Below are 20,720 nucleotides of genomic sequence, written 5' to 3' on the forward strand. Positions count from 1 at the left end.
TTTATCCTTTGTCGGTCACGCGCTTTGTTCGCTAAATTTTCAATTTAAACAGGGTTTAAGCTGAATTTTTTAGCGCGACATCTGGCTGGATATGGACTTTTCCACAAAATTCATCCATTTTCTGTTGCGCCTGCTCGCCAAACAATCTTTCACTAACCGCTTGTAACCCTTGAGCTGAATGTAAGTCTTCTTTGCGGATCACTAAACTGGCTTTTGAGCGTCTACGTAGCAGATCTTCCAGATTAACGATCATCTCGTTATCGGCTACCCAATCAATTTCAGCCCAAGTAAATTCTGTATGCTCCAGTGCAAGCTTCGCCTTTTTAGGATCTTGTTTAATAGCCTCTAAGAGTGTGAATGCATCTTCACCGTAACGGCGCCAAAAGCGACTAGATAAAGGTTCAAGTGCGCCTTTAGGGGTTAAGTTATCAATGTTGAATGCTTTGATACTGGCCATGAATCGCGCTTTAACCGGATCTGCTGGCTCGCCATACCAAAGTGAATCTTCTGTTTTCATTGATATATTCAGGTCTGCAACGATGCCTGCAATTTCTTCACCGACGTTAATACAATCAGTTAGTTTCCCGCCAAAAATACTAATGTGTTTATCTGCTTTATTAACATCAACCGCGTGTTTACGTGATAAGGCAACCCAATCTGCCACACCATCTTCTGCTTCAATCGCAAGAGGGCGTACACCACATCGTTCTGAAATAATATCTGCTGTGGTTAATGGTTTTTTTAATTCTAATAAGGTATTTGCGTTGTCGAGAATAAATTGGCGATCCGCATCAGTCACTGATGTATTGTGATTTTGTACTTGGTCATCGGTAGTGCCAATACAGGTTTTTGAGCCCATCGGTAAGACAAAAAATAAACGTCCGTCACTGGCAAAAAAGGTTAATACACGCTGTTCTTTGGAAATACGATCAACAATTAAATGCACTCCTTTAGAAAACAGATGATGGTGCGATGTTTTTTGTCCGGTGCCTTTATTAACGAGATCCACTTGCGGACCACAGGCATTAATAAGCACTTTTGCTTTGATGGTGAAATGTTGATTGTTGGTGGTGTCTTTTGCTTGGATTTCCCAACGGTCATTTTCTCGAACCGCTTTTACTGATTCAACGTAGTTAGCAACAATGGCTGATTTTTTTGCAGCTGCGCTGATAAAGTTAAATACAAAACGTGAGTCATTATCTTTTAAGAAAGCATCTGAATATTCAAAACCGGCTTGAGCACCTGCCACTTTAATAGTCGGTTCACGTTTCTTTATCGCGTTAGGTGTTAGGTATTTAGGTGCTAGGGTGAAAAATCGGCCGAATAACCAATAAACCAAGGTGCCCATAAAGACAAACCATACCGGAAAGCGGAAGCCTTTTTGAATGGTGGTTAAGAAGCGCACCTCTGTCACTGATGATGGGTAATGTTGCATCAGGTTATTGCGGCTTTTACATAACTTGTTGACCAATGCATATTCGTGGCTTTCTAAATACTTAATACCACCCCAAGCAAGGTTTGATGAATTAGAGCTTGTTTCTCCTGCAAAATCGCCTTTATCAATAAGGCCAACTTTTACTCCACGGGCTGCTAAAGAGGCGGCGGCTACAGCACCATTAATGCCTGCACCTAAAATAAGGACATCTAGCTCTTCTTCAGCCAGTTTTTTAATATTGTTTGCTCTATGGAGGCTCATGTTCTAATCCTTGTTTAAATGCGCTTTCGCGTTCGAAAATGTTCGGTTTACATTCGTATGTTCGTATTTGAGCATATTGTCGCTCTAATTAAAATGTTTTTTAACAAGTTATTGACATAAATCGAAAGTCTATTCAGCCAAAGGTCACTGTTTTCTACGCTGAACATGGTCTTTGAAAATGAAGTTAATTTGCAATGTCCTTTAAATATAGGGCGTCTGGAGGTGTTGTGGACTTTTAATTAGTAATTTATGAGCTTGAACGTCACCAATCACAAATTGATTTATATTTCGACATCGAACTTATTGTTTGTTTTTTCGGCTTGTATTGGTGTTTTTTGTACGTTTGTTATGCTTTTTAACAAGGTGATGCAGGTTGTTACTGTTATTTTCTCGATGTGATGGGTAATCGCGCTTTATTTTTAAGCGTAAAAGTATTGATTACCCTTATTTATGTTAACTACATCTTGTTTTTATACTTTAAATGTTCGTTTTTAATCAATTGCGTGGTTTTTGTTGTTCGTTTACGTAATGATTGTGTAACAAAACTATCGTGAAATTGAACTGACTGCGTATTCGTGAGCGAATTGCCTGTTTTTATTCTCTTTGGGGTTCGTTTACTCAAAGTGTATGTACTAATCACACTAAGGAACAACCCATGTTTGGTTTATTTAAGCCTGCTGCACATATTGGACTTCTGCCGGAAGGGCAGATTGATCCGGTATACAAACGCTTACGTTGGCAACTATTTTTAAGTATTTTTGTTGGTTATGCCGGCTATTATCTGGTGCGTAAAAACTTTAGTTTAGCGATGCCTTTTTTGATTGAAGAATATGGCTATAGCCGTGGTGATCTAGGTGTTGTGTTGGCTGCTGTCTCTATCGCTTATGGTTTATCTAAATTTTTAATGGGTAATGTTTCAGACCGTTCTAACCCTCGTTATTTTATGGGCGCAGGTTTGGTGATGTCTGCTTTGGTTATGCTCTGCTTTGGTTTTATGCCTTGGGCGACCAGTAGTATTAGCGCAATGTTTATTCTTTTGTTTTTAAACGGTTGGTTTCAAGGAATGGGCTGGCCTGCCTGTGGACGAACCATGGTTCATTGGTGGTCTCATAAAGAACGTGGTGGCACAGTATCGGTTTGGAATGTGGCGCATAACGTCGGTGGAGGTTTAATTGGTCCGCTGTTTTTATTAGGTTTATGGGCATTTAATGATGATTGGCGTGCAGCCTTTTATGTACCGGCTATGTTTGCGTTATTTATTGCTGTGTTTACCTTTCTGACCATGCGCGATACCCCACAGTCTTGTGGTTTACCCGCCATTGAAGAATATAAAGATGATTACCCGGAAAATTATACTAAATCTTTTGAGACTGAATTAAGCGCTAAAGAGATCTTCTTTAAGTACGTATTTAAGAACAAATTATTATGGTACATCGCCATTGCTAACGCATTTGTTTACATGATTCGTTACGGCGTATTGGATTGGGCACCTGTTTATTTAAGTGAAGTAAAAGAGTTTTCAGTTGATAAATCATCTTGGGCATATTTCTTATATGAGTGGGCGGGTATTCCCGGCACATTATTATGTGGTTGGATGTCAGATAAAGTATTTAAAGGCCGTCGTGCACCTGCCGGAATTTTATTCATGGTATTAGTGACAATTGCGGTACTCGTTTACTGGTTTAATCCTGCCGGTAACCCGATGGTAGATATGTTGGCTTTAGTGGCTATCGGGTTTTTAATTTACGGTCCAGTTATGTTAATTGGCCTATACGCACTTGAACTAGCACCGAAAAAAGCGGCTGGTACTGCGGCGGGTCTAACCGGACTGTTTGGTTATTTGGGTGGCGCTGTAGCAGCAAATGCACTGCTCGGTTATACCGTGGATCACTTTGGTTGGGATGGTGGTTTCTTCTTGCTAATCGTTTCATGTGGTCTGTCTATCTTGTTCTTTATCTTGGCTATGTTTGGTGAAAATAAAATCCATGCACAGCGTAAGCTTGATAAAGAAAATGATGAGCTCGTGCCTGCTGCTATATAAGTTTGCACGACTAAGTTAATGAGCACTACAAATGCCCTGTTTTAGGGCATTTTACTTTCCAATTTAATAAAAGATTCATGCTAGATGTTTAGTCTAGAGGATGAAAAGCTGATCTGTTTCATCAGAGCTACACACTTTATTGCAAGGAATAAACCATGTTTAAACCATTATATAATCCTAAAAAATTACTACTGAGTTTACTGATCGGTTCGACACTAAGTAGTTTTGCGTATGCTGAAAAGATAGTTGTTGCCCACCGAGGTGCGAGTGGTTACTTACCTGAACATAGCATGGCGGCTAAGTCGATGGCCTATGCGATGGATGTTGATTACATTGAACAAGATGTAGTGATGACTAAAGATAATGCCTTAGTGGTATTACATGATCATTATTTAGATGGTGTGACTAATGTCGCCGATCGCTACCCAGGTCGCCAACGTAAAGATGGCCGATATTACGCAATAGACTTCACGCTAGCAGAAATAAAAACGCTGGAAATGACTGAAGCCTTTAAAATGAAAGATGGAAAAGCAAAAGCTGTTTACGCGCGCCGTTTTCCAATTTGGGCCTCTGATTTTAAAGTACATACGTTAGAAGAAGAGATAGAGATGATTCAAGGTCTCAATATCAGTACCGGTAAAAACATTGGTATCTACACGGAAGTGAAAGCCCCTTGGTTTCATCGCCATGAAGGTAAAGACATTAGTACTGCTGTGTTAAAAGTTTTCAAGAAATACGGTTATACAGAGAAAGAAGATTTAGCTTATTTCCAGTCTTTTGATGCGGAAGAGTTAAAACGCGTTAAATTTGAGTTATTACCAAAATTTAATATGGATGTTAAATTGGTGCAGTTGATAGCAGAAACAAGCTGGGGGGAAACTATGCAATATATCGATGGCAAACCTGAAGCTTATAATTATGACTGGATGTTCAAACCCGGTGCAATGAAAATAATTTCTAAGTATGCAGATGGTGTGGGTCCTTGGCATCCGATGGTGGTTGCGCCTGAATCAACTAAAGATAAGCTAGTATTTACTTCGATGGTTAAAGACGCACATCAGGCGGGCATGAAAGTTCATCCTTATACCTTTAGATTAGATGAAGGGCAGATTCCTGCTTACGCACAGGACTTTGATAACTTATTAGATATTTTCTATAACCAAGCAAATGTTGATGGTGTGTTTACTGACTTTCCTGATCGCGCCGTTGATTTTTTAAAGCGCCAGAATAATCATTAAGCATTAGTCATAAAAATAAAAAAACATCATAGCGCTAACTAACTTTGTTATACCAGTTCCATTAATTTAATGGTTTAATATTGCGCAGGAAAAAGTAGCGAGTTCAAGGCGGAAGTTGCTGTAAATGGTTGTTCCCTTTACAAAACTTACAACGCGGAAATCGTTGCTTTTAACCAGCAAGATTGAGCAGTTACTTAGTGGAATTGGTATTAATCGCTTTGATGTTTTTTACGTTGTTGCTTGTGGTCATTTTATTACTGATGACGGCTTACTTACTAAGTAGTAACGATCCCACACTTGTTTAAATTTATGCGTATGGGATAACTATTTTTAGCTTGTAGAAGGGGCTACTTCAAAAGGAATATTGTGCTCTTTTAATAAAACAACAATCTCTTCAGGTGGTGGCAGGTCAGTAATTAACATATCTAATTCTGCAATATTACCCAGTTTAACCATCGCATTCCGACCAAATTTAGTATGGTCAACCGCAAGATAAACACTACGACTATTCTCTATAATCGCTTTTTTAACGCGTACTTCATGATAATCAAAATCAAGTAATGACCCATCGTAATCAATGCCACTAATACCTAAAATGCCAAAATCTAAACGAAACTGCTTAATAAAGTCGAGTGTCGCTTCGCCAACAATGCCGCCATCTTTATTGCGTACTTCGCCGCCAGCAAGAATCACTTTAAAGTCTTCATTACCCATTAAGATAGTGGCTGCATTAATATTATTAGTCACAACACGTAGATCTTTATGACCTTTGACTAACTCTCTGGCAATAGATTCTGGCGTGGTGCCAATATCAATAAACAGGGTTGCACCGTTAGGAATATATTTCACTATCGCTTTTGCAATGCTGTCTTTCTCGTGTAATTGCATCACTTTACGGGTGTTATAAGAGGTATTTACAGAGCTTTGAGGAGTCGTTGCACCACCGTGATGACGACGTATTTTGTTCTCATTAGCGAGTTCATTTAAATCGCGACGGATGGTTTGTGGACTGACTTGAAACTGTTCAACAAGGTCCTCAGTACTGACATAACCATTTTTTTGTACGATATCGATGATCTTTTGGTGCCTGGTAGTTTGCTTCACGAAACACTGCTCCTTTGTATTACGGCTAAATTGAATGAAATAAGTTTACCGTGACGGGCGTTAATAGCAATGAAATAAGCCATCTTATGAGTGTTATGATCTATATTGGTTTCGCATTGCAACAAATTGAGGCTTAAAGCAGGGTGATAGGTTGGTTTGTTTTGAACGAAAAAAAAGAGCATCTGGCGATGCTCTTTGTATGTGAAGCTAAGTGTTAATAACCTATTTTAATAGGCTATTAATCTTTAAGTGTTATTCATCATCTTCGCTGTGAAGTTTTGCCCATTCCTGAGTACAGTGAACCGCACGTTTCCAGCCGTTATAACGTTTTTTACGTTTAATCGGGTCTGCTTTAGGCTCGAATGAACGCTCAATTGTCGCTTTACCTGATAACTCTTCTAAGCCATCCCAGAAACCAACCGCAATACCCGCAAGGTAAGCCGCACCTAGCGCTGTCACTTCCGTTACTTCAGGACGATGAACTGTTGTGTCTAATACATCAGACTGGAACTGCATTAAGAAGTTATTTGCCACGGCGCCACCATCTACACGTAATGCAGAAAGCTTAATGCCAGAGTCGACTTGCATTGCATCAAGTACATCACGTGTTTGATAAGCAATACTCTCTAATGTTGCACGGATAATATGATTTGAATTAACACCACGTGTTAAACCAACAATCGTACCACGTGCATAAGGGTCCCAATAAGGTGCGCCTAAACCAGTAAATGCAGGCACAACGTAAACGCCATTTGAAGAGTCTACTTTTGTTGCAAAGTATTCAGAATCTTTAGCATCTGCGAGTAGTTTCATTTCATCACGTAACCATTGGATAGAAGCACCACCCATGAATACGGCACCTTCTAATGCATAACTCGGTTCACCTTTTGGTCCACAAGCTAACGTCGTTAACAAACCGCTTTTAGAGGTTACTTTCTCTTGGCCAGTATTCATTAATAAGAAACAGCCCGTGCCGTAGGTATTTTTTGCTTGTCCTTGATGCACACACATTTGACCGTATAAAGCCGCTTGTTGGTCACCCGCAATACCAGCAATAGGGATACGTGTACCGCCATGTCCACCAATGTTCGTTTGGCCATAAACTTCCGAAGAGCTTTTCACATCAGCCATCATAGAGCGAGGAATACCAAAGGCGTTAAGTAGTTTCTCATCCCACTGTAATGTATTGATATTAAACAGCATGGTACGTGATGCATTGGTGTAATCAGTGACATGAACACGCCCTTGAGTCATTTTCCAAACAAGCCATGTATCAACCGTACCAAACATTAGTTTACCGGCTTCAGCGTCTTCACGTGCGCCTTCAACGTTGTCTAAAATCCACTTGATTTTGGTACCCGAGAAATAAGGGTCAAGTACTAGACCGGTATTTTCACGGATATATTCTTCTAGGCCTTCCTGTTGTTTTAACTGTTCACAAATAGTCGCTGTACGACGACACTGCCATACGATTGCGTTGTAAACCGGCTTGCCTGTTTCTCTGTTCCAAACAATCGTGGTTTCACGTTGATTGGTAATACCAATGGCTGCGATTTGATCACTTTCGATGCTTTCTTTTGCTAACGTTTCAGTTAATACAGAACTTTGTGTTGCATAAATTTCTAGTGGATCATGCTCTACCCAACCCGGCTGTGGATAAATTTGTGTGAACTCACGTTGAGAAACGCTGACGATATTTGCATCGTGGTCAAGAATAACTGCACGTGAGCTGGTTGTACCTTGATCGAGTGCAACAATATATTTTTTATCTGTCATTACGTTGTCCTTTATTTCAATAAGTTCGTTATTAGTAAATATTATGTGTTTTTAATTAATGTGTTTATGAGTTCGCTGTTTGTAGCGCTGGTGCTTCTGCTTCTGTTCCATCGTCACACTGGTTAGGAATAGTGCAACCGTGGCCTGCATTTGGTAAATAAGGTGCGATTAATTTCGGGTAAGCCCAGCCACCAAAGCACGCGCCAAAGATAGGAGCTAAAATAGGTACGATAAAGTAAGGGATTTCTTTTGCGCCACTAAGTGCAAAGTCCCAACCCGCTAAATAAGCGAATAGTTTTGGTCCAAAGTCACGAGCTGGATTCATTGCAAAGCCAGTCAATGGACCTAAAGAGCCACCGATAACGGCAATTAAAATACCGATTAAAATAGGGTTCATTGCACCACGTGGTGCGCCGTTGTTTTCATCACCTAAGGCTAAAATAGCGAACATTAATACGGCTGTGATAACAAACTCAACAGAGAAAGCACCAAGCATCGATAATGATGGGTGTGGATAAGTAGAGAAGATCCCGGCTGTAGATAGAGCTGCTTCACTGCTTCGTAGGAAACCGTTGGCAATTTCATAGTCAGTAAACAGGTTGCTATATAAAGCGTAAATTAAGGCCGCTGAACAAAAAGCACCTAATAACTGCGAGATGATATAAGGCAATACTTTACGTTTTTCAAAACCATGAAAGGCAGCTAGTGCGATAGTAACGGCTGGATTGATATGTGCACCGGAGACACCCGCGGTACAATAAATCGCGATAGCGACACCCATACCCCACATAATACTAATTTCCCACTGACCAAACTCTGCGCCGGTTAAAACCAATGCGGCCACACAGCCAACCCCAAAAAATATGAGTAAACCTGTGCCTATAAATTCAGCAATACATTGCCCGAGTAAAGAGTGTTGTTTTTGTTGAGCCATCTTATTTTCCTTTTCAGATTAGGTTGGTTGGATGTGTTGGTGTTGAAAGAATTTACTCTTTATTAACAAACGCGCAACAAGCTAAGGACTAAAGTGTGCGTTCGAGCGCAAAGTGAGTTAATTCGAGCTTTTTGGTGTTTTTGGTTTATTTCGAAGGTCTATTTGTGTTGATATTACAGATAAAAAAGGAGGAATTATGATTTTTTATCAATTAAACCGCCTCAATAGGGCAGGATATTGAGGTAACAAAAATCGCTAAATACTTTTATTAAAATACACTAAGCATCTGATTTTTAATTGTTATTAAACAGGTTCTAGTGCGGGGGATTCAATGAGGTTTTCTTTTTTTTGATAAGGATTTTGTGAGCGTAAAAAGTTGATTAAATAGTGCCTTTAATATTAACCATAACACTAAAAAAAAGCGATTAACGCTGTTATTAACAGAATTAATCGCTATTATTTTTTTTCGTTAATGACCATTAATGGTGATTTTCAGGGGTAATGTATCAGCTATCTAGCCAATTCAGCCGCTTCACGTGTTAGACGCGCAATCTCATCCCAGTTTTGGCCATTAATTAATTTTGGCGCCACCATCCAGGTACCACCACAACAAACAACTCTATCCAGTGCTAAATAATCACGGGCGTTATTGCTGTTAATGCCACCGGTTGGCATGAGCTTTAAATCGACATAAGGGGCTAATAAAGATTTCAGCATCGCAATACCGCCTGACGCTTCAGCAGGGAAAAACTTTAAGAAGTCTAAACCTAGCTCTAAACCTTGCTCCACTTGGCTTGGGTTATTAATACCCGGCACAATGGGAATACCTTTATCTTGGCAGTATTTTACGGTATTTGGATTTAACCCAGGAGAAACCATAAAGCTTGCGCCGGCTGCAAAAGCTTGATCAACCTGTCGTGGGTTCAAAATAGTGCCCGCGCCTAATAACATATCAGGACAAGCATCTTTAATGCGTGCAATTGACTCCGCTGCTGCCGCTGTTCTAAACGTCACTTCGGCTGCTGGTAATCCGTTTTCTGCTAATGCTTTTGCCAGTGGCACGGCCAATTTTGCATCGTCGATTTGAATAACCGGAATAATTTTAATTTCTGCTAATCGTTGAATTAATGAGAGTGAAGACATTGTTTTTTCCTTAATTTTTTTGAATTTTTATAAATTTGGCATATTTTCAGGGGCAATAATCGCACCTGGATATTGAATCACTGTACTTGCTAACAAATGGCCTGCTGTGGCTGATTGCTCTACGGTAGCGCCTAATAAACGTTTACTTAAATAACCCGCTGCAAAACTGTCACCGGCGGCACAAGTATCAACGACGTTGTTGACTTTAGTGGCGGCGACTTCTGCTATTTGTGACCCGTTAGTGGCGATAATACAGGGTAATAAACCACGTTTAATGACCACTTCATTAACCCCTAGTTGAGCACAACGGGTTAAAATATCTTGATAATGGGTATCTGCAAAAACGGCTATTTCATCGTCTTCGGTTAATAACGCGATATCAGTTAAGGTTAATATTTTTAGATAACATTGTTTTGCTTGTTCGGCTGACCATAACTGTGGGCGGAAGTTGTTATCAAAAATAACCTTGCCACCAGACTGTTTAAAGGTGGTTAATAACTCGAATAACTGTGCTTGGCTCTGCTCAGATAAAACCGCCAAACTAATACCACTAAGATAAATGTAATCTAATTCAGCTAAGTGCTTTTGCAGTGGGCTAATGCCACGTGAAAAGTATTCTTTTACTGCGCTATCACTGCGCCAATATAAAAATGAACGCTCGCCTGTAGCGTCGGTTTCAACCAAATATAAGCCGGGCTGTTTATTTTCAAACTGGCTAACCAATGCGGTATCTATTTGTTCATCTTGCCAAGCGTTGATTATTGTTTGGCTTAAGGCGTCAGTGCCCATCGCTGTTGCGTAGCTGACTTGTAAGTCATTATGCTGACTCAAACGCGCTAAATATAAAGCGCTATTCAGTGTGTCTCCACCAAAACCACGTTGTAGCGGTGAGCCACTTAATTCAATCATGCACTCACCAAAAAAGGCAATTTTCATGTTCGTTTCTCTCTTTATGACAATCGCTGTTGAGATTGAGGTAATCAATGCCAACAGCGATTAAGTGAATCAGACAGTTAATTTATCGTGCTAACTGTTCCGTTTCTGGTTCTGCTACCGGTTGAGAATTATCTCCACCTTCCATTACCGAACGTTCTTCATCTAAAATCAATAACGCTTGTTCATGCGTGACTGTATTTCTTGGTGTGATGATACTCACGAACATACCCACCGCAAAGGCTGTTGCTACTGATGGTAATACTGGGTTACCCCAATATGTCATCCAGCTATCGTTGAAGATTAATGAGAATGAAGCAGCCGATGCGCCGATTAATGTAGCAATCGCACCTTGCCAATTATAACGACCCCAGAAGCGACCTAATACACCACATACAAACATACCAGACATAACCGTACTGATCATTTTAGTGATGTAGCTGATAACATCGTTTGACGTTAGTGCAAAGAGTAACGCTAGTGCAATAACTACCACTAAAGCCGCACGAGAATAATTAATCATTTGGTCTTTTGGTGGCACAGTGCCCATGACCATGATGTACACATCACGTAATAAGATAGTCACACCGGCAATCGCGTCTGAACTTGCGCTCGACATAGTTGCTGATAAACCTGCAATTAAGATAATCATACCAAAAGCGGGCGGTAATACTGAGATAGCTAAGTATGGGAATGCATAGTTTTGATTCGCTAAGTCAGGGTTTAAAGCAAACGCTGCCATACCAATAATCGCCGGAATAAATGAGAAGAACAGATACAAACCACCAGAGATAACAAATGATTTACGTACTGTGCTGACATCTTTACCCGAATAAATACGTTGGCGGAAAGAAGGTGTAGCCAATACACCAACCCCAACAACGGTTGCTAATGAGATAGCAGGAATAACCCCTAAATGATTCACCCCTAAGAAACCACCATTGCTTGCATCAACCGCTTCAGAAAGTGCTGCGAAGCCACCCACTTGGTCGACCGCTAAATAAGCCATTAAGATGAAACCAAAGAATAAAATCACAGCTTGAATGGTATCTGTCCATACAACAGCGGTATAACCACCAATAACAACATAGATAGCAAAGGCGAGTGCGATCAAGACTTTTGCAGTACTTTGGTCGATGTCTGCAATCCAAGCGAGGTACATACCACCACCCAGAATGTGCGCGCCTAACCAACCAATACTAGCGACAAAAATTAACACACCCACGACGTTTTTCACGTAACGGTTAGCGCCAACATAATAAGAGAGTTCTTCACTCATTGTCATGAAACGAAGTTTACGCATCGGTGCAAACCACCATGCGGTTAATAGGATGCCGATTGCACCACCAATGCCGTATAACGCACCCGCCCAACCATTAGAATAACCAAAACCAACTGCGCCCATTGACGAGCCTGTGCCTACCATAGTGGCGACAGTGGTACCAAGGGTTAAAAATAAGGGTAATCCACGACCACCCAGTAGAAAATCTTCTCCACTTTTTTGGTTGCGTGAGACTCTCCAACCTATCCAAATTAGGAAGATAACGTATATAACAAAGGCGCTTAAAAAGAGTGTGCTGTTCATAGCAGATCCCATTCTCGTAAAGTTTTTACCCGTGATTTCTTAGGGTATTAAATGCGTACTGTAAATATCTGTTTATCAGTACAATCGGTGCGCGAGTTCCGTTGCGCAAGGTACTTATAGCGATTTCTTCACTATAAAATTAACTGCCTGTGGCGGTTAATTACCCGTCCTACTTTGCGTATCCTGTTTTCACTGCTTAACCAACAAGTCATTACTTTTTTAAGCCTCTTTGTGCTTTTAAGTAATAGTTAGTTGGTGGTAGCTGGGTGGAGCCAGCTTGTAGGTAATAGGTGATCAATCTATTACCTGTTTTTCTAAATAATTTGGTAACTGCTCTGGGCTAAGCCATTTAGGCTAAGTTCAAGGCGAAAAAGCGCAGTTTAATATTTTAAATGAGCACTTTTTAACGCCGAAATTAGTTTGAATGGCAACGACCAGAGTAGTTACTGCTTATGGTGCTTTGTAGCACGTAACGTCTACTTCAACTTTTACGTCAACAACCAAGTCACAAACCATACAAATACGGGCTGGTGGATGATCGCCAAAGACTTCTTTGAAGACTTTGTTAAACGATTGAAAGTAACGCGAGTCGGTTAATACCACTTTTACATGGATAACATCTTTAGCTTCGTAACCTGCATTAGTCATGATGTCGATACAGTTTTGAATCGCTAAACGTGACTGCTCAATAATGCCACCTTCAACTACTTCACCATCTGTCATCGGTGTTTGTCCTGAAACGTATAAGAAACCACCGGCTTCTACTGCGCTTGAAAAAGGTAAATGTTGACCGCCAGTACCTGTACCGCCTTCTGCGCCAAAACGTTTAATTGTCATTTTTTATCTCCACTTTATTTAATAAATAGTTAATAGTAATTAGCTTCTAGCTTCTAGCTTCTAGCTTCTAGCTTGTAGCTTGTAGCTTCTAGCTCGTAGCTTCTAGCTCGTAGCTTCTAGCTCGTAGCTTCTAGCTCGTAGCTTCTAGCTTCTAGCTTCTAGCTTCTAGCTTCTAGCTTCTAGCTTGTAGCTTCTAGCTTCTAGCTTGTAGCTTCTAGCTTCTAGCTTCTAGCTCGTAGCTTCTAGCTCGTAGCTTCTAGCTCGTAGCTTCTAGCTCGTAGCTTCTAGCTTCTAGCTTCTAGCTTCTAGCTTCTAGCTTCTAGCTTGTAGCTTGTAGCTTGTAGCTTGTAGCTTGTAGCTTGTAGCTTGTAGCTTGTAGCTTGTAGCTTGTAGCTTCTAGCTTCTAGCTTCTAGCTTCTAGCTTCTAGCTTCTAGCTTCTAGCTTCTAGCTTGTAGCTTCTAGCCTCTAGCTCGTAGCTTCTTCTCTACGCATGAATCGGCCATGTCGTTGTCCAATTAAGTTGCCTTTTTGATAACTTAGTTGTCCATTTACCCAGACTTTTTCAATGCCGTGAGATTTTCTAATTGGGTCTTCAAAGGTCGCTTTATCACAAATTGTTTTTGGGTCGAAAAGCACTAAATCGGCAAAGTTTCCAATTTTTATCTCGCCACGACCCGCAAGATGATATTCACCCGCTGATAAACCTGTCATTTTATGCACCGCTTCTGGTAGCTCAAAAAGTTGTTCATCACGGCTGTAATAACCTAATACACGTGGGAAAGTACCCCATAAACGTGGATGCGGATGAGGGTCATTGGGTAATCCATCAGAGCCAACCATCGTGCGTTTATATTTTAAAACACGTTTCACATCATCAGCATGCAAGCCATGGTAAACCGCGCCCGCTGGCTGTAGACGTTTGGCTGCATCGTGTAAACTAATGCCCCAATCTTTGGCAATAACAGCTAATAACTTACCCGCTTGTTGTGGCTCGCTTTCAGACCAAGTGATAAAAATATCGAAATCATCAGTGACTTGTTTTAAGTCTAAAGTTGAAGAGCTTGCGCTATACGGATAACAATCACAGGCGACTTTTTGTGTTTTAGATTTCTCTTCTAATAACGCTAATGTTTCCGTTGTACGGCCCCAATTTCCAGCACCTGCACATTTTAAATGGGAAATAATCAGTGGCACTTTGCCATGTTCTGCTGTTTCAAAGGCTTCGTTCATTGCCTCTAAAATTTCATCAAACTCAGTGCGCATATGCGTGGTATAAATACCTTGGAATGCGGCTAACTGTTTGACTAAGGCTTTTACTTCATCAATGTTCGCTTGTTTAGCGCTTGCGTAGGCAAGTCCTGAACTTAAGCCTAATGCGCCTTGAGACATCGCTTCTTTTAACTGCGTTGCCATTTTTTCTATTTCAATATCAGTGGCTGTGCGAAACAAATCATCCATATGATTGTTACGTAGCGCAGTATGACCAATTAAGGCTGCTACATTAACGCGCGGTTCGGCTTGCTTGACGGCGTTAATATAATCTTCAAAAGTTGGGTAGATAAAATCTTTTTGTGCGCCTAATAAATTCATTGGATCAGGTGGCGCGCCGGCGAGTGTTACTGGGCTCGCACTAATGCCACAGTTACCTACAATCACGCTAGTAACACCTTGGCTGATTTTGCACAGCATGTCTGGTGTGCGAATGACATTGGTATCATCATGGGTATGCACATCAATAAAACCGGGTGAGAGCACTAAATCGGTTGCATCAATGATCTGTGTTGCTTGGCTTGTTTGTGCTGTTGTGAGGTTATTAATCGCCACAATCTTGTCTTCAATAACCGCGATATCTGCGCTATAAGCGGCTTGGCCTGAACCATCAATGAGTTGCGCATTTTTTATTATTAGATCGTAACTTTGTTCGCTCATAGTTTCTCTGCTTATTTATATTGATGTTTGCGGCTATCGGTAATAATTACTGCTTTAAATCAGTCGCCTAAAGGCTGTCTATCCACACCGCCACGGTGTTTTTCTAAATCTATTTTTAAACGTCTTAATTTTTCACGTGATTTACGTTTATGTTTAATCGCTAACTCTGTCGCTAACACATCAATGGCTGCCATCATCACGTAACGTGAGGCCGTTGGTTTGAAAATGTAATCCGTTTCAATCGGTTCCATCGGAATTAATACATCGGCAATGTTCGCCAGCGGTGTACCTGCTTTAGTAATGACCACTGTGTTTGAGTGGTGCAAACCTGCAATTTCAGCCGCTTCTAATACATCGGGAGAATAACCGCCCATTGATAAACAAATTAATGCATCGTTGCTGTCCATCGTTGCCGCTGCCATGCGCATTAACATCGGGTCGCTATAAGCGGTCGTTGCATAACCTAAACGGAATAAACGATATTGCATCTCTTGCGCTAACATCGTTGACCCACCACCCACACCAAATACTAAAATTTGGCGCGCGCCACTGAGTTTCTCAATCGCGCTATCTACTATTTTTTGAGTAATTAAATGGCAGTTATGTTCGAGTGCGGATTTTATGCCGTCATAAATACCTGAAATGCCCGTAGGCTCGGTATTAACATCCTGAGAAAAACGTTTTCCAATCACTAAAGATTGTGCAATACGTAATTTAAGTTCACGTACATTTTTACATAACACAGCTTTTGCAAAGCGCGTAATGCTCGCTTCACTCACCTCTGCTGCTTGAGATAGTTCACTAATGCTGGCATTCGCTGCAAAGTTAAGATCACTTAATATAAGCTGTGCGACTTTTTTTTCGGCATCTCTTAATTGGCTAAAACCTTCATTAATCACTGCCACAATGTCTAAATCGTTATCCACGCTAAGCTCCCTAAATTTGGTAAAGTACCCGTTATCACTCAAAATGCATTTATCAGTCACTAGCTTGGGTATCAGGACAAGGCGCAACATGATGACAATGGCTAGCCCTTATCAAATGTTGCAACGCAGTAATGATGTTCAAGCTAGCGACCCGCAGGGCAAGCCGTGAGATAAATATCTTCGTTGTTAGTAAGCTTCGATTGAACAAGTTAGACCTTCAACTTCCTGCCTAGAAACTATTCACCTCACGGCTTGCTGATTTTTGCGTCTTGAATGATGACGGGTACAAATTATAGTAATCACTATAAATAATCCTCGATATGGATCACAGTTATTATTTTAATGTTTGAAACTATCACACTTCTATTTCTTTGTGTGATTGTAATCTACATTTTGATTCGTGATGCTAGATATTGCTTAAATGCTTATGCATTATTGGATGCAAGCGAGTCTTAACCTCTTAATGGTGGAAATATGTCTGTTACTAAATATCACGAAACTGGATTTTGCAAAGGCGGTGTTGATCCGCAGTTAACGCAATGGAATTTGCTTAATGAGGACGTCAGCCTACCGGTTGCTGTCGTTTACCAATCTCGGATTGATAATAATTTACAGTGGATGCAAAAATTTGCTGACCATTATCAGGTCAAGCTTGCACCTCACGGTAAAACCACCATGGCGCCAGAATTATTTAAGCGTCAACAAGAAGCAGGAGCATGGGCGATTACGTTAGCCAGTGCACCACAAGTTGTGGCTGCTTATGACCAAGGCTTAAGACGTATCATGATGGCTAACCAATTGGTTGGTAAACAAAATATGCGTGCGATTGCTGCTTTGTTATTAAAAGGCGATTTTACCTTTTATTGTTTAGTAGACAGTGTTGAAAATGTGCAACAGTTGGCCCGTTTCTTTGCGACAACAGGCATTACGCTCAACGTATTATTAGAAATTGGCGTACCTGGCGGTCGTTGTGGTTGTCGCGATCAACAGCAGATAGATGCCGTGGTTAATGAAATTGCATTACATAACTGTATTCAATTAAGCGGTATTGAAGTTTATGAAGGGGTTATTCATGGCGATAATGCAGAACAACTGATTCGTGATTTTTTAACTGGTGTTATTAATACCCTAGATGCTTTATTAGCGGTCAACGCATTTGCAGATGAGCCGGTAATTTTAACGGGCGCGGGCAGTGCTTGGTACGATGTGGTGGCAGAAACCTTTAACGAAGCAAAATTAGCGTCCTCAATTATTCCTGTTATTCGTCCGGGTTGTTATTTAATCCACGATACGGGTATTTATTTAGAGGCACAAAATGCGGTTAATGAACGTAACCAAGTGGCCTGTGAATCAACGGGTGACTTACAGTCGGCACTAGAAGTGTGGGCTTATGTGCAATCAATTCCAGAATCGGGAAAAGCCATTATCGGCATGGGTAAACGTGATGCCGCTTTTGATGCGGGTCTGCCAACTCCTGCGTTATTTTTCCGCCCGGGGCAATCTGCTCCAACGGCTGTGGATAAAAGTTGGCTGGTGACGGATATCATGGATCAGCACGCTTATTTATCCTATCCAGAAAATGCCGATATCAAAGTCGGTGACATGATTGCCTTTTCTACTTCTCACCCTTGTTTAACCTTCGATAAATGGAAAAACATCGCCGTACTCGATGATAACTACCAAGTCACAGATATTTTACAAACTTATTTCTAGCGGGTTGTTTTCACCCACAACATGCGTGATGGTCTTACTTTGTAAGGCTTGCCAAGGAAGGCATTTTTTCTTTTTACTTTATTAAGGTATAAACATGAAAATCAAACCTTTAGCTCTACTTACTCTTAGCCTGTCGGGTTTCGCTTCGCTAGGCGCTTTTGCGGCAGCACCGAATACCGATTTAAATTTAATGCCTTATCCACAAGAGGTGGTATTAAACCAAGGAGTGCTAAAGGTTGATGCAAACTTTTCCATCGCATTAACGGGATTCCAATCGCCACGTTTACAAGCAACGGCGCAGCGATTAGCGGAACGTATCGAATTACAAACGGGATTATTCCTGAAACAACCGATGACGCGCGATAGCAAAACAGCATCACTGATTATTAATGTCAAAGAGGGGCCTGCAAGTACTTATCCACAAGTCAAAGAAGACGAATCTTATTCGTTAATTGTCAAAAATCAGCAAGCAATGATTACCGCTAACTCTCCTTACGGCGCGATTCATGCTATCGAAACGTTATTACAATTAGTGACGAATGATAATCAGGGCGCCAGCATTCCTGCACTGACCATTAAAGATGAACCCCGTTTTAAATGGCGTGGAGTGTTGTTAGATACGGCGCGTCACTGGGTCGAAATCGACACCATTAAACGCCAGTTAGATGGTATTGCTTCGGCTAAATTAAATGTGTTCCATTGGCATTTAACCGATGACCAAGCATGGCGTGTGGAAGTCAAAAGCTACCCGAAACTTACGGATGTGGCGAGTGATGGAAAGTTTTATAGCCAAGAAGAGATTAAAGAGGTGGTCGCTTACGCTACTAATTTAGGTATTCGTGTTATTCCAGAAATCGATGTACCAGGTCATGCCTCAGCGATTGCAGTAGCTTACCCTGAGTTAATGTCTGCACCGGGACCGTATCAAGAAGAGATTAATTGGGGAGTGCATAAACCTTTATTAGACCCAAGCAATGCAGATGTTTATACCTTTGTGGATAAAGTGGTGGCAGAGATGGCCGCTTTATTCCCCGATGAATACTTACATATTGGCGGCGATGAGGTTGACCCAACACAATGGAATGAAAGTAAAAAAATAAAACAGTACATGGAGAAAAATAGCTTAGCGGATGATAAAGCGTTACATGCTTTCTTTAATCAAAAAGTAGAAACTATTTTAGCGAAACATGACCGTAAAATGATCGGTTGGGATGAGGTTTATCACCCTGATTTACCCAAGAGTATTGTTATTCAATCATGGCAGGGACAAGACGCTTTAGGTGATGCCGTTAAAGATGGTTTCCAAGGTATTTTATCAACGGGTTTTTACGTTGATCAACCCATGGATACGAGCTTCCATTACCGTAATGAAATTTTGCCACAACCTTTAACGGTTGATGATCAACTGCATAAAGGCGAGACCTTTGAAACATGGTCGTTCGATATGCCAAGAAAACGTGGTAGCAACGTGCAAGGTAGTTTTACGCTAATCACTGATGTAAAAGGTGTGCAACGTGGTTTTATCGACTTTAAAGGTAAAGCACGCCGTGGTGTTCAAGATATTCAGCTTGAGAAAGGGGTCACTAGTTTTTGGTTAGATACTTGGATGGGTCATACCAGCCCTCGCTTTGAAACCCAAGGCAATAAATTAACAGGTTATACACGTGCCGGTAATGGCCAGTATGTGATGACGGGTGAAAAGATTGCTTCATCGGCACAAAAAGGCACTGCAATTCCTGATAATCGCAAACCTAATAGTGTGCCGAGCGAGCAAGCGGATCGTATTTTAGGCGGTGAAATAACATTATGGGCAGAGAACATTAAAGATGATTTAGTCGATTTACGTTTATGGCCTCGCTCGTATGCGATTGCTGAACGTTTATGGTCTGATGTCAGCCTCACCGATGAAACCAGTATGTATAAACGTTTAGACGCGATGGATAACTGGTCAACGGTATCTGTTGGCTTGCAACAACAATGGCAAGAGCATAAAGGTTTCTTACGTTTAAGTAATGGCCAAGATGTTCGCCCGTTACAGGTATTAGCGCAAGCGGTTGAACAAGCACAGTATTATCATCGTCATCATGAAAAATCAGCAGCCGGTAATTACCATAAATTCGAACCTTTAAATCGTTTTGCAGATGCATTACCTGTGGAAAGTAACCAAGCACGCAGATTAAAACTTTTAGTTGATACGTGGACGGAAGATAAGTCGAATACCGAAGCAAAAGTAGAGATGCAAACGATGTTTAAACTGTGGGTAGATAATACCCCTGCAGCGCTCAAACTGGTTGATGCGAACTACCTGTTAACTGAGATAAAACCTGTCGTTGAATCAACAGATAAAATAGCTAAATTAGGCTTAGAACTGATTGATTATATTGAGTCAGGCAAAACTTACCCAGCAGCTAAAGTAAAACAAGCAAAACAGATTATCTTTGCCGCACAACAATTCCAAGACGAGCTAGTCGTTCGTGCCGCTTACCCTGTTGAGAAGTTACTTAATGCAGCTTATTAATAATTAACTTGTATCAGTTTGTTAGATGAATAAAAAAGCCAATCAGCAATGATTGGCTTTTTTTGTTTTGATTTATTTATGCATCTGTTGCTAACACCATAAACCCTGCAGGACTGAAGTCCCACTTCCCAATAACGCGTTACCAACGTGGCCTTGGAAGTGAGCCTTTAGGCTTGCCTCTGTTGCAGCATCGACAAACCCTGCAGGACTGAAGTTCCACTTCCGAGGAACATTAGCCTGTTTTTCTTCATTTATATAAATAGCTCTCATATGTTCAGTTAATCGCGTTTTCTACCTATCCGAGTTATGCACTTGTTTTTTAAGTCTAAGTAACGTGGGTATATGA

At 40.9% G+C, this 20,720-nt stretch carries 14 protein-coding genes; 4 read left to right on the top strand and 10 right to left on the bottom strand.

Going from position 1 to position 20,720, the window contains the following annotated elements:
• Positions 1 to 55 precede the first annotated feature (55 nt).
• Entirely contained in the window at positions 56 to 1,696 is a 1,641-nt protein-coding gene (locus tag CXF74_RS02475) for a glycerol-3-phosphate dehydrogenase/oxidase (RefSeq protein WP_101080816.1), read from the bottom strand.
• A 655-nt stretch (positions 1,697 to 2,351) separates the two neighbouring features.
• On the opposite strand from CXF74_RS02475, the gene glpT reads away from it, so the two are divergent.
• Positions 2,352 to 3,737 carry a glycerol-3-phosphate transporter gene (gene glpT, locus CXF74_RS02480; protein WP_101080817.1) on the top strand — a complete coding sequence of 462 codons (1,386 nt, stop codon included), beginning with the start codon at positions 2,352 to 2,354 and terminating at the stop codon, positions 3,735 to 3,737.
• Between the two features lie 155 nt (positions 3,738 to 3,892).
• Positions 3,893 to 4,975 (top strand): glycerophosphodiester phosphodiesterase, encoded by a 1,083-nt coding sequence (glpQ, locus tag CXF74_RS02485; RefSeq protein ID WP_101080818.1) that lies wholly within the window; start codon positions 3,893 to 3,895, stop codon positions 4,973 to 4,975.
• A gap of 330 nt (positions 4,976 to 5,305) precedes the next feature.
• On the opposite strand, the gene CXF74_RS02490 is transcribed toward glpQ, so the two are convergent.
• The 9 genes from CXF74_RS02490 to CXF74_RS02530 form a co-directional block, all read right to left on the bottom strand.
• Positions 5,306 to 6,079 carry a DeoR/GlpR family transcriptional regulator gene (locus CXF74_RS02490; protein ID WP_101080819.1) on the bottom strand — a complete coding sequence of 258 codons (774 nt, stop codon included), beginning with the start codon at positions 6,077 to 6,079 and terminating at the stop codon, positions 5,306 to 5,308.
• Between the two features lie 252 nt (positions 6,080 to 6,331).
• Positions 6,332 to 7,855: a glycerol kinase GlpK gene (gene glpK / locus CXF74_RS02495; protein ID WP_101080820.1), complete on the bottom strand. Its 1,524-nt coding sequence runs from the start codon at positions 7,853 to 7,855 to the stop codon at positions 6,332 to 6,334.
• A 64-nt stretch (positions 7,856 to 7,919) separates the two neighbouring features.
• A complete protein-coding gene (locus tag CXF74_RS02500) occupies positions 7,920 to 8,789 on the bottom strand; it encodes an MIP/aquaporin family protein (protein ID WP_101080821.1) in 870 nt (289 codons plus the stop codon).
• Positions 8,790 to 9,299: 510 nt separating this feature from the next.
• The gene (locus CXF74_RS02505; protein ID WP_101080822.1) at positions 9,300 to 9,932 is read right to left on the bottom strand and encodes a bifunctional 4-hydroxy-2-oxoglutarate aldolase/2-dehydro-3-deoxy-phosphogluconate aldolase; all 633 of its coding nucleotides are present in this window, start codon (positions 9,930 to 9,932) and stop codon (positions 9,300 to 9,302) included.
• A gap of 27 nt (positions 9,933 to 9,959) precedes the next feature.
• Complete coding sequence (locus CXF74_RS02510) at positions 9,960 to 10,868, bottom strand: sugar kinase (RefSeq protein ID WP_101080823.1); 909 nt, start codon at positions 10,866 to 10,868, stop codon at positions 9,960 to 9,962.
• Positions 10,869 to 10,950: 82 nt separating this feature from the next.
• Entirely contained in the window at positions 10,951 to 12,450 is a 1,500-nt protein-coding gene (locus CXF74_RS02515; protein ID WP_101080824.1) for a sodium:solute symporter family protein, read from the bottom strand.
• A gap of 450 nt (positions 12,451 to 12,900) precedes the next feature.
• Positions 12,901 to 13,287, bottom strand: a complete 387-nt coding sequence (locus tag CXF74_RS02520) for a RidA family protein (protein WP_101080825.1) — start codon at positions 13,285 to 13,287, stop codon at positions 12,901 to 12,903.
• A gap of 466 nt (positions 13,288 to 13,753) precedes the next feature.
• Positions 13,754 to 15,217 (bottom strand): N-acyl-D-amino-acid deacylase family protein, encoded by a 1,464-nt coding sequence (locus CXF74_RS02525; protein ID WP_101080826.1) that lies wholly within the window; start codon positions 15,215 to 15,217, stop codon positions 13,754 to 13,756.
• Positions 15,218 to 15,276: 59 nt separating this feature from the next.
• Positions 15,277 to 16,143, bottom strand: coding sequence for a MurR/RpiR family transcriptional regulator (locus CXF74_RS02530; RefSeq protein ID WP_101080827.1), 867 nt, complete (start codon positions 16,141 to 16,143; stop codon positions 15,277 to 15,279).
• A gap of 474 nt (positions 16,144 to 16,617) precedes the next feature.
• On the opposite strand from CXF74_RS02530, the gene CXF74_RS02540 reads away from it, so the two are divergent.
• Both CXF74_RS02540 and CXF74_RS02545 read left to right on the top strand, forming a co-directional pair.
• Positions 16,618 to 17,856, top strand: a complete 1,239-nt coding sequence (locus CXF74_RS02540) for an amino acid deaminase (protein WP_101080828.1) — start codon at positions 16,618 to 16,620, stop codon at positions 17,854 to 17,856.
• A gap of 94 nt (positions 17,857 to 17,950) precedes the next feature.
• Positions 17,951 to 20,374 (top strand): beta-N-acetylhexosaminidase, encoded by a 2,424-nt coding sequence (locus tag CXF74_RS02545; RefSeq protein ID WP_101080829.1) that lies wholly within the window; start codon positions 17,951 to 17,953, stop codon positions 20,372 to 20,374.
• The last annotated feature ends 346 nt before the right edge of the window (positions 20,375 to 20,720 follow it).

It is taken from the genome of Psychromonas sp. Urea-02u-13, assembly GCF_002835995.1.
In the GTDB taxonomy this organism is placed as follows: Bacteria; Pseudomonadota; Gammaproteobacteria; order Enterobacterales; family Psychromonadaceae; genus Psychromonas.

Excerpts from the sequence above, each read along its gene's own strand:
- CXF74_RS02515 (WP_101080824.1), bottom strand. The coding sequence starts at position 12,450 with ATGAACAGCACACTCTTTTTAAGCGCCTTTGTTATATACGTTATCTTC.
- CXF74_RS02500 (WP_101080821.1), bottom strand. The coding sequence starts at position 8,789 with ATGGCTCAACAAAAACAACACTCTTTACTCGGGCAATGTATTGCTGAA.
- CXF74_RS02505 (WP_101080822.1), bottom strand. The coding sequence starts at position 9,932 with ATGTCTTCACTCTCATTAATTCAACGATTAGCAGAAATTAAAATTATT.
- glpQ (WP_101080818.1), top strand. The coding sequence starts at position 3,893 with ATGTTTAAACCATTATATAATCCTAAAAAATTACTACTGAGTTTACTG.
- glpT (WP_101080817.1), top strand. The coding sequence starts at position 2,352 with ATGTTTGGTTTATTTAAGCCTGCTGCACATATTGGACTTCTGCCGGAA.
- CXF74_RS02475 (WP_101080816.1), bottom strand. The coding sequence starts at position 1,696 with ATGAGCCTCCATAGAGCAAACAATATTAAAAAACTGGCTGAAGAAGAG.
- CXF74_RS02520 (WP_101080825.1), bottom strand. The coding sequence starts at position 13,287 with ATGACAATTAAACGTTTTGGCGCAGAAGGCGGTACAGGTACTGGCGGT.
- CXF74_RS02525 (WP_101080826.1), bottom strand. The coding sequence starts at position 15,217 with ATGAGCGAACAAAGTTACGATCTAATAATAAAAAATGCGCAACTCATT.
- CXF74_RS02510 (WP_101080823.1), bottom strand. The coding sequence starts at position 10,868 with ATGAAAATTGCCTTTTTTGGTGAGTGCATGATTGAATTAAGTGGCTCA.
- CXF74_RS02540 (WP_101080828.1), top strand. The coding sequence starts at position 16,618 with ATGTCTGTTACTAAATATCACGAAACTGGATTTTGCAAAGGCGGTGTT.
- glpK (WP_101080820.1), bottom strand. The coding sequence starts at position 7,855 with ATGACAGATAAAAAATATATTGTTGCACTCGATCAAGGTACAACCAGC.
- CXF74_RS02545 (WP_101080829.1), top strand. The coding sequence starts at position 17,951 with ATGAAAATCAAACCTTTAGCTCTACTTACTCTTAGCCTGTCGGGTTTC.